Below are 14413 nucleotides of genomic sequence, written 5' to 3'. Positions count from 1 at the left end.
CGCAAGCCAAACAGGCTTGCGGCCAACCTTGCTCAATACCGCGTCAAGCGCTCGCCGGCTTAGTCGAACACCAGCTGCCCGCCGCGCACATCCACCATCACCGTTGCCTTCGGCAGGTAGTGCCCGGCCAGGATCGCCTTGGCCAGCGGGTTCTCGATCTCGCTCTGGATCGCCCGTTTCAGCGGCCGCGCGCCGTATACCGGGTCGAAACCGGCGTCCGCGATCAGGCTTAGCGCCTCCTCGCTCACCTGCAGGTTCAGCTCCAGCTTGGCCAGGCGCTGTTCCAGCCGCTGCAGCTGGATGCGGGCGATGGACTTGATCTGCGCTTCCGCCAAGGCATGGAACACCACCAGTTCATCGATACGGTTGACGAATTCCGGACGGAAATGTGACTTCACTTCCGCCAGCACCGCCAGTTTTACTACCTGGTAGTCGTCGCTGGCCATGGCCTGGATGTGCTGGCTGCCCATATTGGAGGTCATCACGATCACCGTGTTCTTGAAATCCACGGTACGACCCTGACCGTCGGTCAGACGGCCGTCGTCCAGTACCTGCAGCAGCACGTTGAACACGTCCGGGTGCGCCTTTTCCACCTCGTCGAGCAGGATCACGCTGTACGGCTTGCGGCGCACCTGCTCGGTGAGCATGCCGCCCTCCTCGTAGCCGACATAGCCCGGTGGCGCGCCGATCAGGCGGGCAACCGAGTGCTTCTCCATGTACTCCGACATGTCGACGCGGATCAGGTGCTCCTCGCTGTCGAACAGGAAGCCGGCCAGCGCCTTGCACAGCTCGGTCTTGCCGACGCCGGTCGGGCCGAGGAACAGGAAGGAGCCATACGGACGGTTCGGGTCGGCGAGGCCGGAGCGCGAGCGGCGGATGGCGTCGGCGACCACGGTCACCGCCTCGTCCTGGCCCACCACGCGCTGGTGCAGCACCTCTTCCATGTGCAGCAGCTTCTCGCGCTCGCCGGTCAGCATCTTGGATACCGGAATGCCGGTCATGCGCGAGATTACCTCGGCGATTTCCTCGGCACCGACCTGGGTGCGCAGCAGACGGTTGGGCTTGCTGTCGCCGCTGCTGGCGGCTTCGGCATCCTTCAGCCGACCTTCCAGTTGCGGCAGTTTGCCGTACTGCAGCTCGGCCAGCTTCTGCCAGTCGCCCTTGCGCTTGAGTTCGTCCATTTCCACCTTCAGGCGCTCGATCTCTTCCTTGATCGACTGGCTACCCTGCTGGCTGGCTTTCTCGGCCTTCCAGATTTCTTCCAGGTCGGCGTACTCGCGCGACAGGCCACCGATTTCTTCCTCGATCAGCTGCAGGCGTTTCTTCGACGCTTCGTCGGTTTCGCGCTTCACCGCCTCGCGCTCGATCTTCAGCTGGATCAGGCGGCGATCGAGCTTGTCCATTTCCTCCGGTTTGGAGTCCAGCTCCATCTTGATCTTGGACGCGGCCTCGTCGATCAGGTCGATGGCCTTGTCCGGCAGGAAACGGTCAGTAATGTAGCGGTGCGACAGCTCGGCGGCGGCGACGATGGCCGGGTCGGTGATGTCCACGCCGTGGTGAATCTCGTACTTTTCCTGCAGCCCGCGCAGGATGGCGATGGTGTCTTCCACCGTCGGCTCGTCAACCAGCACTTTCTGGAAGCGGCGCTCCAGCGCGGCATCCTTCTCGATGTACTTGCGGTACTCGTCGAGCGTGGTGGCGCCGAGGCAGTGCAGCTCGCCGCGTGCCAGCGCCGGCTTAAGCATGTTGCCGGCGTCCATCGCGCCCTCGGCCTTGCCGGCGCCGACCATGGTGTGGATCTCGTCGATGAACAGGATGATGCTGCCCTCGTCCTTGGCGATGTCGCTGAGCACCGCCTTCAGCCGTTCCTCGAACTCGCCGCGGAACTTGGCGCCGGCGATCAGCCCGGCCATGTCCAGCACCAGCAGTTTCTTGTGTTTCAGGCTTTCCGGCACCTCGCCGTTGACGATGCGCTGTGCCAGACCCTCGACGATGGCGGTCTTGCCGACGCCAGGTTCGCCGATCAACACCGGGTTGTTCTTGGTGCGGCGCTGCAGCACCTGGATGGCGCGGCGGATCTCGTCGTCGCGGCCAATCACCGGATCCAGCTTGCCCTGCCGCGCGCGCTCGGTCAGGTCCAGCGTGTACTTTTTCAGTGCCTCGCGCTGCTCTTCGGCATCGGCGCTGTTGACCGCATCGCCGCCGCGCACCGCCTCCACCGCGGCGTGAATCGCCGCGCTGTTACCGCCGTGCTGCTTCAGCAAGCGGCCGGTCTCGCCCTTGTCCTCGGCCAGCACCAGCAGGAACAGCTCGCTGGCGATGAACTGGTCGCCGCGCTTCATCGCCGCCTTGTCGGCGAGGTTCAGCAGATTGGTCAGGTCGCGCGACACGGTGACCTCGCCACCGGTACCGCTGACCTTGGGCAGGCGCGCCACCGCGTCGCGCAGGCTGCCTTTCAGCGCGCTGACATTGACGCCGGCACGGGCCAGCAGGCTGACGATGCCGCTGTCGGCGTCGTCCAGCATCGCCAGCAGCAGGTGCTGCGGCTCGATATAGGCATTGTCGCCGGCCAGTGCCAGGCTCTGGGAATCGCCCAGCGCTTGCTGGAATTTGGTGGTGAGTTTGTCGAAACGCATCACAGGCTCCTTGCTTGCAGTTTGATGATGACAAACTTGGGCATCACGCATGGCTTTTCAAGCGGCACCCGCAGCGTTTTTGTCCGGGATCAAGCGGCGCAGCGATCGCGCCACCGCAATGCTGACCAGCTTGTACCACCATAGCCCAAATGACGGCAGCAGCCGGCAAAAAGCAAGAAGCCCGTGTCCGCCTCTCGGCAGAACACGGGCCTGGCGCGTTGCGGCCAACGTTGGCCGCAAGCGATCCGGTATCAGGTACGGAACACGCTGACCTCGTCGCGCAGCGCATCGGCAAGGCCGGTCATGTGCTGCGCCGTCTCGGACGAACGCTGCGCCGCCTCGCTGCCGACCTGCGCCTGCGACGCCACCGTCGCCACCTGCGCCGCGATCTCCTCCACGCTCTGCCGCTGCTCGCCGAGCTGCTGGTGGATGCGCGACACCACAGCCATCGTTTCGCGCGAGGCGTCGAGAATGCTGTCGATGGCGTGGCGGGCCTCGCCGGTGATCGCCGCGCCGTTGGCAGCCAGCGTCACCGACTGCCGCATCGCGTCCACCGCCGCCAGCGTCGCCTGCTGCATGGCGCCGATCATGCCGCCGATTTCCTGCGTCGACTGGCTGGTGCGCTCTGCCAGCTTGCGTACCTCGTCGGCGACCACGGCAAAGCCGCGGCCGAATTCGCCGGCACGGGCAGCCTCAATCGCGGCATTCAACGCCAGCAGATTGGTCTGGTCGGCAATATCGCGAATCACCGCGATGATGCTGGTGATCTGGCTGGCACTGCCTTCCAGGCTGTGCAGGCTGCCTTCAGCGGCGCCAAGGGTATTGGCAATGCGGTTGACCTCGTCCACCGCCGCCACCAGGCTCTGGCTACCCTGGCTGGCGGCATCGCTGGACGCGCGCGCGGCGCGGCTGGCCTCGCCGGCGACGTGTTCGATACGGTGCACGCCGTCATTCAGCTGACGGGCATGGCTGTCCATCACGCCGGCGCTGTCGCGCTGTTCACCGGCGGCCACGGCGGCGGTTTCCGCCTTGCCGGCCAGCTCGTGCGCGGCGGCTTCCAGCTCCTCGGCGTGGGCGCGGGTGCGGTTCAGTGACTGGCGGAAGCTCTCCAGCAGGTTGTTGAGCGCGCCGGCCACCTCGCCGATTTCGTCGCGGCGCGGGATGTCGAGGCGGCGGGTCAGGTCGCTGCTGTCGCGCACTTCGCCGACAGCCTTGACCAGCAGCCGCACCGGCCGGGCCACCAGCCGGCCGGTGAGCAGCCACAGCGACAGCGACAGCAGCAGCACCAGCAACAGACAGCCGCCGATCAGGCCCTGCAGCAGGATGTTGTTGTCGCGTTGCAGCTCGGAGGTCAGCTCCTCGCTGACAATCACCCAGCCCCAGGCGTCAAAGCGCTGCCAGGTCAGCATGTGCTCGGCCGGCTTGCCATTGTCGTCCAGCTTTCGCACGGTGCGGCTGCCGCTGGCCTGGCTCAGCATCTCGGCCAGGTAAGGTTGGCCGCCGGCATCGACGTCCTTGTCAATGGTGCGGCCGGTCAGTTTCGGGTGCAGCACGAAGCGGCCGAATTCGCTGCTGTTCTTGTCGGCGCCGATGATGACGATATGGCCGGATTGACCCAGCTTGACCTTGGACAGCCGTGCCAGCAGGCCGCCGACGCCCTCGCTGGCGCTGAGCGCCACCGAGGTGGCACCGATCACCTGGTCGTTCTCGTTTTTCAGCGGGCTGTAGCTGACCACGTATTCCTTGTCGAACATCACCACCTTGCCCTGGAACGGCATGCCGCGGCTCAGCCGCTCATACACCGGGCTGCTGCGCTCCAGCTTGCTGCCGACCGCGCGGCGGCCGTCGGCGGTCAGCAGCGAGGTCGATACCCGGTAGAAGTCGTCGCCGTCCTTGACCAGCACCGAGGCCGGGTTGCCGCTGCGCACCGCGAACTCGCCGGCGAGGTCGTGATTGTTGTTGAGCAGCGCCCCGCCCACCTTCAGCGACGGCAGCAGCTGGCCACCGGTATCGACCTTCTCCTCGGTCGCCACGGCAAAGGCGCCGCTGAAGCTGGCGATGAACATGCGCTCGAACTGCTGGGCGGAGATTTTCAGCGCGTCGTCGAAGCCGGCCGCCATATTGGCCGACTGGTGGATCAGCTGCTGTTGCACCGCCTGGGTGCGCTCGAACAGCAGTTTTTGCGAAAACAGATAGGCCGGCACCATCAGGGCGACCACCAACAGTGACATCAGGGCCACCTGGGCCCAGACCAGACGGGTGCCGATGCTGATCGCACGCTTCATCCTTGCTTCCTTATCGTTTTTTTATTCCGGCATCTCACCGTCACGCCGGCGGCGGCGGGGTAGCGCCGCGCTGGCGGAAAACGGCCGCCCGTGTTGCGGACGGCCACTTTGGCAACTGTATACAGGCATACAGTGACACAGTCGCGTTGGCGTGGACAAGCAAGATTTGCTCCACCGTGGCAAAAACCGGCTGCCGCTTTATCCAGATCAAGGTTGAAGCGGCACCGGTGAACACGGATAATCCGCGGATAACGCTTACCGGGCCCCGGAATGGATTTGCAACACTACTTTTTGCTGCTGGTCAGCACCGTACTCGTCAACAACGTGGTACTGGTGCGCATGCTCGGGCTGTGCCCGTTCATGGGGGTGTCCAGAAAGCTGGAAGCCGCCATCGGCATGGGTGCCGCCACTGCCTTCGTGCTGACGCTGGCCTCCGGCAGCAGCCACCTGATCAACCTGCTGCTGGTCGCGCTCGATCTTGCGTACCTGCGCACCCTGTCCTTCATCGTGGTGATCGCCGCCATCGTGCAGTTCACCGAAATGGTGATCCACAAGACCAGCCCGGTGCTGTACCAGTCGCTGGGCATCTACCTGCCGCTGATCACCACCAACTGTGCGGTGCTGGGCGTGCCGCTGCTCAATGTGCAGGCACAGCACAGCTTTGCCGAGGCGCTGGTGTTCGGCCTCGGCTCCGCGCTCGGCTTCTCGCTGATCCTGATCCTGTTCGGTGCCATGCGCGAACGACTGGAAGGCGCCGACGTACCGCTGCCGTTTCGCGGCACCGCGATCGCGCTGGTCACCGCCGGGCTGATGAGCCTCGCCTTCATGGGTTTCGGGGGACTGGTGTAATGAGCGAACTGCTGATCGCGGTGGCGCTGATGCTGCTGCTGGCACTGCTGCTGGGCGCCATTCTCGGCTATGCCTCGGTACGCTTCCGCGTCAAGGCCGACCCGCTGGTGGACAAGATCGACGCCATCCTGCCGCAGACGCAGTGTGGCCAGTGCAGCCACCCCGGCTGCCGCCCCTACGCCGAGGCGCTGGCCGCCGGCAGCGACGACATCAACAAGTGCCCGCCCGGTGGCGAGGACGGCATCCGCAAGCTGGCCGAGCTGCTCGGCGTCGAGTTCAAGCCGTTCGGCGAGGGCGCGCCGCAGCCGAAAGCGAAGGCGGTCGCGCTGATCGACGAGGCTACCTGCATCGGCTGTACCCTGTGCATCCAGGCCTGTCCGGTGGACGCCATCCTCGGCGCCGCCAAGCAGATGCACACCGTGATCGCCAGCGAGTGCACCGGCTGCGAGCTGTGCCTGGCGCCGTGTCCGGTCGACTGCATCCGCATGATTCCGCCGGGCAGCGAACTCACCAACTGGAAGTGGCGCTACCCCACCATCCCGATCAGGAACGTCAGCAGCGGAGCCAAGCCATGATGCCGCTGTTCGACTTCCCCGGCGGCATCCACCCGCCGGAAAACAAGGCGCAATCCAGCGCCACACCGATCCGCCAGGCGCCGCTGCCGCCGCAGCTGCACGTCGCGCTGCGCCAGAGCATGGGCAATGCCGCGCGCCCCTGCGTCGCCGTCGGTGACCGTGTCGCCAAGGGCCAGCTGATCGCCACCGCCGACGGCCGCCTGTCGGCCGCGGTGCACGCGCCGACTTCCGCCGTGGTCAGCGCCATCGCGCCGCAACCGTTTGCCCACCCGTCCGGCCTGCCGGAGCTGGCCATCACCCTAGACAGTGACGGCGAGGAGCGCTGGATCGAGCGCCAGCCGCTGCACGACTGGGCGCAGCGCAGCGGCGCCGAGATCCGCGACTTCCTGGCGCAGATGGGCATCGTCGGCCTCGGCGGCGCGGTGTTCCCCAGCCACCTCAAACTCGGCGTCAGCCAACTGGAAACGCTGGTCATCAACGGCGCCGAGTGCGAGCCCTATATCAGCTGCGACGACCGCCTGATGCGCGAGCGCGCCGACGCCATCTGCGACGGCATCGCCGTCACCCACCACGCGCTACAGGCACGCCAGGTGCTGATCGGCATCGAGGACAACAAGCCGCAGGCCATCGCCGCGATGCAGGCCGCCGCCGCCATGCACGGCTACCGCGTGGTGGCAGTGCCAACCAAATACCCCAGCGGTGGCGCCAAGCAGCTGATCCACGTGCTGACCGGCAAGGCCATTCCGCACGGCGTGCGCGCCACCGAACACGGCGTGCAGTGCTTCAACGTCGCCACCGTCTACGCCATCGGCCGCGCGGTGCTGCACGGCGAGCCGCTGATCAGCCGCATCGTCACCCTTACCGGCGCGGTGGACGCTGCGGCCAACGTCGAGGCGCTGATCGGCACCCCGCTCGCCAGCCTGCTGGCGCTGGCGCGGCCGCACCACGACAGCAAGGAGGTGGTGATGGGTGGCCCGCTGATGGGCTTCACCCTGCCCGATCTTGCTGCCGGGCTGACCAAGGCCGGCAACTGCCTGCTCGTCAAGTCGCCGGCGCTGTTCCCGCCGCGGCCGCCGGCGCAGCCCTGCATCCGCTGCGGCGACTGCGCCAGCGCCTGCCCGGTATCGCTGCAGCCGATGGACCTGTTCTGGTTCGCCAAGGCCAAGAACTTCGACAAGGCGCAGCAGTGGCAGCTGTTCGACTGCATCGAATGCGGCGCCTGCAGTTATGTCTGCCCCAGCCAGATCCCGCTGGTCGACTACTACCGTTTTGCCAAGAGCGAGATCTGGGGCGCCGAGCGCGACAAGAATGCCGCCAATCTGGCGCGGCAGCGCCACGAATTCCGCCAGTTCCGTCTGCAGCGCGACAAGACGGAAAAGGCGCAACGCCTCGCCGACAAGGCGGCCCAGGCCGCCGCACGCCAGGCGGCCAGCCACAGTGCTGCGGCCAACCTTGCACCCGCCGCCGACCCGAAACAGGCGGCCATCGCCGCCGCCATGGCACGGGCCGCCGCGCAGCGCGAAGCGGCGCCACTGCCGGAACAGCATAGCAGCGGCCTGAATGACGCCAAGCAGGCGGCGATTGCCGCGGCAATGGCCCGTGCCGCCGCACGCAAAACCGCCGCCGACGAAGCCAAGGCCGCCAGTGGCCAGCCACCGACCCCGCCTCCGCAGAGCAGCGGGCTCGACGACGCCAAGCAGGCGGCCATCGCCGCCGCAATGGCCCGCGCCGCCGCGCGCAAGAACGCCGCCGACGAGGCCAAGGCCGCCAGCGGCCAGCCACCTTCCCCGACACCGCAGAGCAGCGGGCTCGACGACGCAAAGCAGGCGGCCATTGCCGCCGCGATGGCCCGCGCCGCCGCGCGCAAGGCTGCCGCCGATCAAGCCAAGGCCAACCAGCAACCCGACTCATGACCGCCATCCACTCGACCCATATCGCCAAACCGGCCACCGTCTCCACGGTGATGCTGAAGGTCCTCGCCGCGCTGCTGCCCGGCATCGCCCTGTCCGTCTACTGCAACGGCATCGGCATACTGCTGCAACTGCTGCTGGCCAGCCTCACCGCACTGGGTGCCGAGGCCGCCATGCTGCGCCTGCGCGGCGTGCCGGTGTGGCCGGCGCTGAAAGACCTGTCCGCCATCGTCACCGCCTGGCTGCTGGCGCTGTCGCTGCCGCCGCTGGGTGGCTGGTGGATGATCGTGGTCGCCACCCTGTTCGCCATCATCGTCGCCAAGCAGCTGTACGGCGGCCTCGGCAACAATCCGTTCAATCCGGCGATGGCCGGCTTCGCGCTGATGGTGGTGTCGTTCCCGGCGCAGATGGCGCAATGGGGCAGCCCGCAGCTGCCGCTGGACGCCACCGCGCAGTGGCAGTGGATCTTCCTGCACACGCTGGCGCCCGGCAGCGTGCCGGACGCGATCAGCAGCGCCACGCCGCTGGACGTGCTCAAGACCGGGCTGCGCCAGGGCCAGGCGCTGGCCGGGCTGTTGCCGCAATCGTCGGCGCAGGGGCTGATCGCGCTGGGCTGGCTGGTAGGCGGCCTGTGGCTGTGGCGGCAGAAGCTGATCCCGTGGCAGACGCCAGTGGCGATGCTGGCCGGGCTGCTGACGCTGGCGCTGCCGCTATGGCTGTGGCAGCCGGCACAGTACGCGTCGCCGCTGCTGCACCTGCTGCAGGGCGGCACCCTGCTGGCGGCGGCCTTCATCGTCACCGATCCGGTGTCCGGCGCCAGCACACCCAAGGGACGGCTGATCTTCGGCTTTGGCGTCGGTCTGTTGACCTACGTCATCCGCGTGTTCGGCAACTTCCCGGATGGCATCGCCTTTGCCGTGCTGCTGATGAACATGACGGTGCCGCTACTGGACCAGTACACCCGGCCGGCCGTGTTCGGCCATCGCAAGGGGCGTTCCTGATGCGCCGCCCGTGGCAACAGGCGCAACGCAGCGCGCTGATCCTGGCCGGCTTCGCCGCCACCGCCACGCTGCTGCTGGGCGGCACCTGGCTGGCCACCCACCGCATCGTCGCCGCCAACGAGATGGCGGCGCAGAGTGCGCTGCTGGCGCAGACACTGCCCGCGGCCAGTTTCGACAACGTGCTGCCCGCCAGCCGCCAGCCGCTGCCACCGGCCATCCAGCAGGCGTTCGGCAGCCCTGAAGCGCTGGCGTTCTATACCGCACGCCGCCAGGGCCGCGTCAGCGGTCTGGTATTCGAAAACGTGGCGCCGGACGGCTACAGCGGCCGCATCCGCCTGCTGATCGGCCTGCTGCCGGATGGCAGCGTGCACGCGGTACGGGTGGTCAAGCACCAGGAAACCCCCGGCCTTGGCGACTACATCGACCTCGCGCGCAGCGAATGGGCACGCCAGTTCGGCAGCAAGGGCGCGGCCAACCTGCCGGCGTGGCGCGTGCGCAAGGATGGCGGCGAATTCGACTACGTCAGCGGCGCCACCGTTTCCGCCCGCGCCGTCACCGCCGCGGTTGGCCGCACCGTGGCAGCCTTCCATCAGTACCGTGCCACCCTGCTCCCCCGGAATACGCCATGACCACACCCGCAAGCGCCAGCCGCTGGCGCGACATCTGCCACAACGCGCTGTGGAAACAGAACCCTGGCCTGGTGCAGCTGCTGGGGCTGTGTCCGGTGCTGGCGATCAGCAACACCGCCGTCAACGCGCTGGCGCTGGGACTGGCCACCACGCTGGTGACCACCCTCTCCGGCAGCGCGGTGGCCGCCGCGCGGCAATGGATCCCCAACGACATCCGCAACCCCGTGTTCATCATCATCATCGCCACGCTGGTCACCTGCGTCGATCTGGCGATGAACGCCTGGCTGCACGGCCTGTACCTGGTGCTCGGCATTTTCATTCCACTGATCACCACCAACTGCATCGTGCTGGCGCGGGCCGAGGCGTTTGCCTCGCGCAACAGCGTGCGCGCGGCGGCGCTGGACGGCCTGATGATGGGGCTGGGGCTGACGCTGGTGCTGCTGCTGCTCGGCGGCCTGCGCGAGGCACTGGGCAAGGGCACGCTGTTTGACGGCGCCCACCTGCTGCTGGGTGACGCCGGCCACGCGCTGGTGCTGCACCTGGTGCTGCCCGAGGCCAACTACCAGTTCCTGCTGGCGATGCTGCCACCGGGCGGCTTCATCGGCCTCGCGCTGCTGATCGCCGCCAAGAACTGGCTGGACGAACGCGCCCGCCGCAGCGCCACCCGGCGTGCCAGCCAGGCGGCATCCCCGACTTCAAGCGTAGCGAGTACCGAATGAACAAAGCCATCCGCGCCGAGATCTTTGCCCGCCTGCAGGCGCAGAACCCGCACCCCACCACCGAGCTGGAGTACGCGACGCCGTTCCAGCTGCTGATCGCCGTGCTGCTGTCGGCGCAAGCCACCGACGTCGGCGTCAACAAGGCCACCCGGCTGCTGTTCCCGGTGGCGCCGACGCCGGACAAGATGCTGGCGCTGGGCGTGGAAGGGCTGGAGGAGTACATCAAGACCATCGGCCTGTACCGCACCAAGGCGAAGAACACCATCGCCACCTGCCGCATCCTGCTGGAACAGCACGGCGGCGAGGTGCCGCAGCAGCGCGAGGCGCTGGAGGCGCTACCCGGGGTTGGCCGCAAGACCGCCAACGTGGTGCTCAACACCGCCTTCGGCCAACCGACCATCGCCGTCGACACCCACATCTTCCGCGTCGCCAACCGCACCCGCATCGCCCCCGGCAAGGACGTGCGCGAGGTGGAGGACAAGCTGGTGCGGCTGATTCCGGCCGAATACCGGCTCGACGCCCACCACTGGCTGATCCTGCACGGCCGCTACGTGTGCAAGGCACGCAAGCCGGAATGCTGGCGCTGCATCATCGCGGACCTCTGCGAATATCCGGCAAAACCGCTATGATAGTTCCCTGCCAGTTGAAGTTTTGCGACAAAACCTCATCTGCAAAGTACACCATTAAAAGGAATACCGAGGTGAATCCGTACACAAGGCTGCTCATCGTGGCCGCCATCGCCGCTGCCCTGGGTGGCTGCGGCAAGATCGAAGGCCTGTTCAAAGACGAAAAGCCGGTTTCCACCGTCGCCATTCCGGCGCAGGCAAACGGCCAGGTCGCCATGCTGCTGCCCGACTTCACCCTGCTGGTGGAGCGCGAAGGCCCGTCCGTGGTCAACATCCAGGCCAGCCGCGCCGACAGCACCCCGCGCCAGAGCGAGCTGCCGATTCCGGTGCCGGAAGACGATCCGCTGTACGAATTCTTCCGCCGCTTCATGCCGCCGAACGCGCAGCAGGACCCGGCGCCGGCGCAGGACAGCGTGTCCTTCGGCTCCGGCTTTGTGTTCAGCCAGGACGGCTACATCCTCACCAATGCCCACGTGGTCAGCGGCAGCAGCCAGATCAAGGTGATGCTCACCGACAAGCGTGAAATGCGCGCGCGCCTGATCGGCCTCGACAAGCGCACCGACGTGGCGGTGCTGAAGATCGACGCGGCCAACCTGCCGACCGTCAAGATCGGTACCCCGGACGCGCTGAAAGTCGGCGAATGGGTGGCCGCCATCGGCGCGCCGTTCGGCTTCGAGAACACCGTCACCGCCGGCATCGTGTCGGCCAAGGGCCGCAGCCTGCCGGACGAGAGCTATGTGCCCTTCATCCAGACCGACGTGGCGATCAACCCCGGCAACTCCGGCGGCCCGCTGTTCAACCTCAAGGGCGAAGTGGTCGGCATCAACTCGCAGATCTACAGCCGCTCCGGCGGCTTCATGGGCATCTCGTTCGCGATCCCGATCGACCTGGCGATGAAGGTGGCCGACCAGCTGAAGACCAGCGGCAAGGTCAGCCGCGGCCAGCTGGGCGTGCATATCCAGGAAGTGTCGAAAGAGCTGGCACAGTCCTTCGGCCTTGACCGGCCGCGCGGGGCGCTGGTGGTGCGTGTCGAGCCGCAAGGCCCGGCCAGCAAGGCCGGCCTGCTGGTGGGCGATATCATCCTGCGCCTCAACGGCCAGGTGGTGGAAAACTCGCGCGACCTGCCGCGCATGGTTGGCGACCAGCCGCCGGGCGCCACCATCAAGCTGGGCGTTTGGCGCAAGGGCAGCGAGCGCAATATCGACGCCACCCTGATCGAGCTGCCGGGCGAACAGCTGGCCACGCCACAGGGCAACAACAGCCCGGCGCTGCCACAGAGCTACCGCTTCGACCAGCTGGGGCTGACCCTGTCCGAGCTGAGCGCGGAAGACAAGGAAGCACTGGGCGTACGCGGCGGGCTGGTGATCCAGCAGGCACAGGGCGTGTCGGCGCAGGCCGGGCTGCAGAACGGTGACGTGATCATCGGCCTGAACCAGATGGAGATCAGCAACATCCGCAGCTTCGAACGCGCGCTGCAAAACGCCAAGGGCAATATCGCGCTGCTGGTACGCCGCCAGGACAGCACGCTGTACGTGCCGCTGCGCCTGAACTGAAGCGTGCGGCCAACCTTGCCGTCATCGTGCACAACCCCGCTACGGCGGGGTTGTTCGCATCTGGGGCCGGCTGACATTCCTATCCACGCCCGCCAGCCAGCCAGACAAGTCCGCACAACAGGCCGCTTAGTACTACCTGCGCCCAGCCACCGATTTGCCACCCGTCACCGCTGAAAGGTTGGCCGCAGCCGCCCTTGCTGCTACACTCCGCCCCTTGCTGATTAATCAACGCCAAGTCATTGTGAACAAAGCCAAATTCTCCTCGCTCTCCCTGCCGCAAAACCTGCTCTCCAATCTGGATAGCCTCGGCTACCACAGCATGACGCCGATCCAGGCCGAAAGCCTGCCCGCCATCCTCGATGGCCGTGACGTGATCGCGCAAGCCAAGACCGGCAGCGGCAAGACGGCGGCGTTCGCACTGGGCCTGATCAACAGCCTGAATCCGCGCTGGTTCGGCGTGCAGGCACTGGTACTGTGCCCGACGCGCGAACTGGCCGACCAGGTGGCGCAGGAAATCCGCCGTCTGGCGCGCGCCATCGACAACATCAAGGTCATCACCCTGTGCGGCGGCACGCCGATGGCGCCGCAACGCGCCTCGCTGGAGCACGGCGCCCACATCGTGGTCGGCACCCCCGGCCGGCTGCAGGATCACCTGTTCCGCGAATCGCTGAACCTCAGCGGTGTGAAAACGCTGGTACTGGACGAAGCCGACCGCATGGTGGACATGGGCTTCATCGAGGAAATCGTCGGCATCGTGCGCGCCTGCCCGCGCCAGCGCCAGACGCTGATGTTCTCCGCCACCTATCCGGACAATATCCGCAAGCTGGCCGAGCAGTTCATGAAGAACCCGCAGCAGGTGAAGGTGGAATCGCTGCACGACGACAGCAAGATCGAGCAGTGGTTTTACGAGATCGACCCGGACCAGCGTCTGGACGTCGTCGCCCGCGCGCTGCAAAGCGTGCGCCCCAGCTCGGCACTGGCGTTCTGCAACACCAAGCTGCGTTGCAAGGAGCTGGTAGCCGAACTGGAACAGGCCGGCTTCTCCGCGCTGGCGCTGTACGGCGAACTGGAACAGCGCGACCGCGACCAGATCCTGGCGCGCTTTGCCAACAAGAGCACCACGGTGCTGGTCGCCACCGACGTCGCCGCCCGCGGCCTGGACATCAAGGACCTCGACCTGGTGATCAACGTCGACGTGGCGCACGATCCGGAAATCCACATCCACCGTATCGGCCGCACCGGCCGTGGCGACAAGCACGGCCTGGCGCTGACCCTGGTCAGCCCCAGCGACGCGCGCCGCGCCTCGGCGGTAGAGGAATACCAGAAGGCGCCGCTGATCTGGGGTGAAGTCAGCGAGCTGAAGCCGGCTCCAGGCGGCCCGCTGCTGCCCCCGATGCTGACGCTGGAAATCGGCGGCGGCAAGCGTGACAAGCTGCGCCCGGGCGACATCCTCGGCGCGCTGACCGGCGAAGGCGGCATTGCCGGCAGCCAGGTCGGCAAGATCATGGTGTTCGAGTTCTGCACCTTCGTCGCACTGGAACGCGGCATCGCACAGCAGGCGATGGAACGGCTGTCGGTCGGCAAGATCAAGGCCAAGAGCTACAAGATGCGCTTCGTCAGCTAAGGCCTG

11 protein-coding genes are annotated in these 14413 nt (G+C 66.9%); 9 read left to right on the top strand and 2 right to left on the bottom strand.

The window, feature by feature from the left end:
* Nucleotides 1–59: 59 nt before the first annotated feature.
* Both clpB and C8E02_RS13115 read right to left on the bottom strand, forming a co-directional pair.
* Nucleotides 60–2636: an ATP-dependent chaperone ClpB gene (gene clpB / locus C8E02_RS13120; protein ID WP_120811340.1), complete on the bottom strand. Its 2577-nt coding sequence runs from the start codon at nucleotides 2634–2636 to the stop codon at nucleotides 60–62.
* A gap of 251 nt (nucleotides 2637–2887) precedes the next feature.
* The gene (locus C8E02_RS13115; RefSeq protein ID WP_120811338.1) at nucleotides 2888–4921 is read right to left on the bottom strand and encodes a methyl-accepting chemotaxis protein; all 2034 of its coding nucleotides are present in this window, start codon (nucleotides 4919–4921) and stop codon (nucleotides 2888–2890) included.
* A gap of 270 nt (nucleotides 4922–5191) precedes the next feature.
* Here C8E02_RS13115 and rsxA point away from each other — a divergent pair, with 270 nt between their 5' ends.
* From rsxA to dbpA, 9 genes are all read left to right on the top strand, one after another.
* Nucleotides 5192–5770 carry an electron transport complex subunit RsxA gene (gene rsxA, locus C8E02_RS13110; RefSeq protein WP_211329245.1) on the top strand — a complete coding sequence of 193 codons (579 nt, stop codon included), beginning with the start codon at nucleotides 5192–5194 and terminating at the stop codon, nucleotides 5768–5770.
* Entirely contained in the window at nucleotides 5770–6345 is a 576-nt protein-coding gene (gene rsxB, locus C8E02_RS13105) for an electron transport complex subunit RsxB (RefSeq protein ID WP_120811336.1), read from the top strand. Before rsxA ends, rsxB begins: the two co-directional genes overlap by 1 nt.
* On the top strand, nucleotides 6342–8258 hold the full coding sequence (gene rsxC / locus C8E02_RS13100) for an electron transport complex subunit RsxC (protein WP_120811334.1): 1917 nt from the start codon (nucleotides 6342–6344) through the stop codon (nucleotides 8256–8258). Before rsxB ends, rsxC begins: the two co-directional genes overlap by 4 nt.
* Nucleotides 8255–9256: an RnfABCDGE type electron transport complex subunit D gene (locus tag C8E02_RS13095; protein WP_120811332.1), complete on the top strand. Its 1002-nt coding sequence runs from the start codon at nucleotides 8255–8257 to the stop codon at nucleotides 9254–9256. The genes rsxC and C8E02_RS13095 overlap by 4 nt, the downstream gene beginning before the upstream one ends.
* Nucleotides 9256–9885 (top strand): RnfABCDGE type electron transport complex subunit G, encoded by a 630-nt coding sequence (locus tag C8E02_RS13090; RefSeq protein ID WP_120811330.1) that lies wholly within the window; start codon nucleotides 9256–9258, stop codon nucleotides 9883–9885. The genes C8E02_RS13095 and C8E02_RS13090 overlap by 1 nt, the downstream gene beginning before the upstream one ends.
* Nucleotides 9882–10604, top strand: a complete 723-nt coding sequence (locus tag C8E02_RS13085) for an electron transport complex subunit E (protein ID WP_120811328.1) — start codon at nucleotides 9882–9884, stop codon at nucleotides 10602–10604. Before C8E02_RS13090 ends, C8E02_RS13085 begins: the two co-directional genes overlap by 4 nt.
* The gene (gene nth / locus C8E02_RS13080; protein WP_120811326.1) at nucleotides 10601–11233 is read left to right on the top strand and encodes an endonuclease III; all 633 of its coding nucleotides are present in this window, start codon (nucleotides 10601–10603) and stop codon (nucleotides 11231–11233) included. Before C8E02_RS13085 ends, nth begins: the two co-directional genes overlap by 4 nt.
* A gap of 71 nt (nucleotides 11234–11304) precedes the next feature.
* Nucleotides 11305–12783, top strand: coding sequence for a DegQ family serine endoprotease (locus C8E02_RS13075; RefSeq protein WP_238377250.1), 1479 nt, complete (start codon nucleotides 11305–11307; stop codon nucleotides 12781–12783).
* A gap of 241 nt (nucleotides 12784–13024) precedes the next feature.
* Nucleotides 13025–14407 carry an ATP-dependent RNA helicase DbpA gene (gene dbpA, locus C8E02_RS13070; RefSeq protein WP_047966101.1) on the top strand — a complete coding sequence of 461 codons (1383 nt, stop codon included), beginning with the start codon at nucleotides 13025–13027 and terminating at the stop codon, nucleotides 14405–14407.
* The last annotated feature ends 6 nt before the right edge of the window (nucleotides 14408–14413 follow it).

Source organism: Vogesella indigofera, assembly GCF_003633895.1.
GTDB lineage: Bacteria > Pseudomonadota > Gammaproteobacteria > Burkholderiales > Chromobacteriaceae > Vogesella > Vogesella indigofera.
Note: the sequence above shows the minus strand (reverse complement) of the source record. Positions and strands in the feature narration are given on the sequence as shown.

What these genes read in the sequence shown, in the direction of transcription:
- clpB (WP_120811340.1), bottom strand. Translation starts at nt 2,636, where the DNA reads ATGCGTTTCGACAAACTCACCACCAAATTCCAGCAAGCGCTGGGCGAT.
- C8E02_RS13115 (WP_120811338.1), bottom strand. Translation starts at nt 4,921, where the DNA reads ATGAAGCGTGCGATCAGCATCGGCACCCGTCTGGTCTGGGCCCAGGTG.
- rsxA (WP_211329245.1), top strand. Translation starts at nt 5,192, where the DNA reads ATGGATTTGCAACACTACTTTTTGCTGCTGGTCAGCACCGTACTCGTC.
- rsxB (WP_120811336.1), top strand. Translation starts at nt 5,770, where the DNA reads ATGAGCGAACTGCTGATCGCGGTGGCGCTGATGCTGCTGCTGGCACTG.
- rsxC (WP_120811334.1), top strand. Translation starts at nt 6,342, where the DNA reads ATGATGCCGCTGTTCGACTTCCCCGGCGGCATCCACCCGCCGGAAAAC.
- C8E02_RS13095 (WP_120811332.1), top strand. Translation starts at nt 8,255, where the DNA reads ATGACCGCCATCCACTCGACCCATATCGCCAAACCGGCCACCGTCTCC.
- C8E02_RS13090 (WP_120811330.1), top strand. Translation starts at nt 9,256, where the DNA reads ATGCGCCGCCCGTGGCAACAGGCGCAACGCAGCGCGCTGATCCTGGCC.
- C8E02_RS13085 (WP_120811328.1), top strand. Translation starts at nt 9,882, where the DNA reads ATGACCACACCCGCAAGCGCCAGCCGCTGGCGCGACATCTGCCACAAC.
- nth (WP_120811326.1), top strand. Translation starts at nt 10,601, where the DNA reads ATGAACAAAGCCATCCGCGCCGAGATCTTTGCCCGCCTGCAGGCGCAG.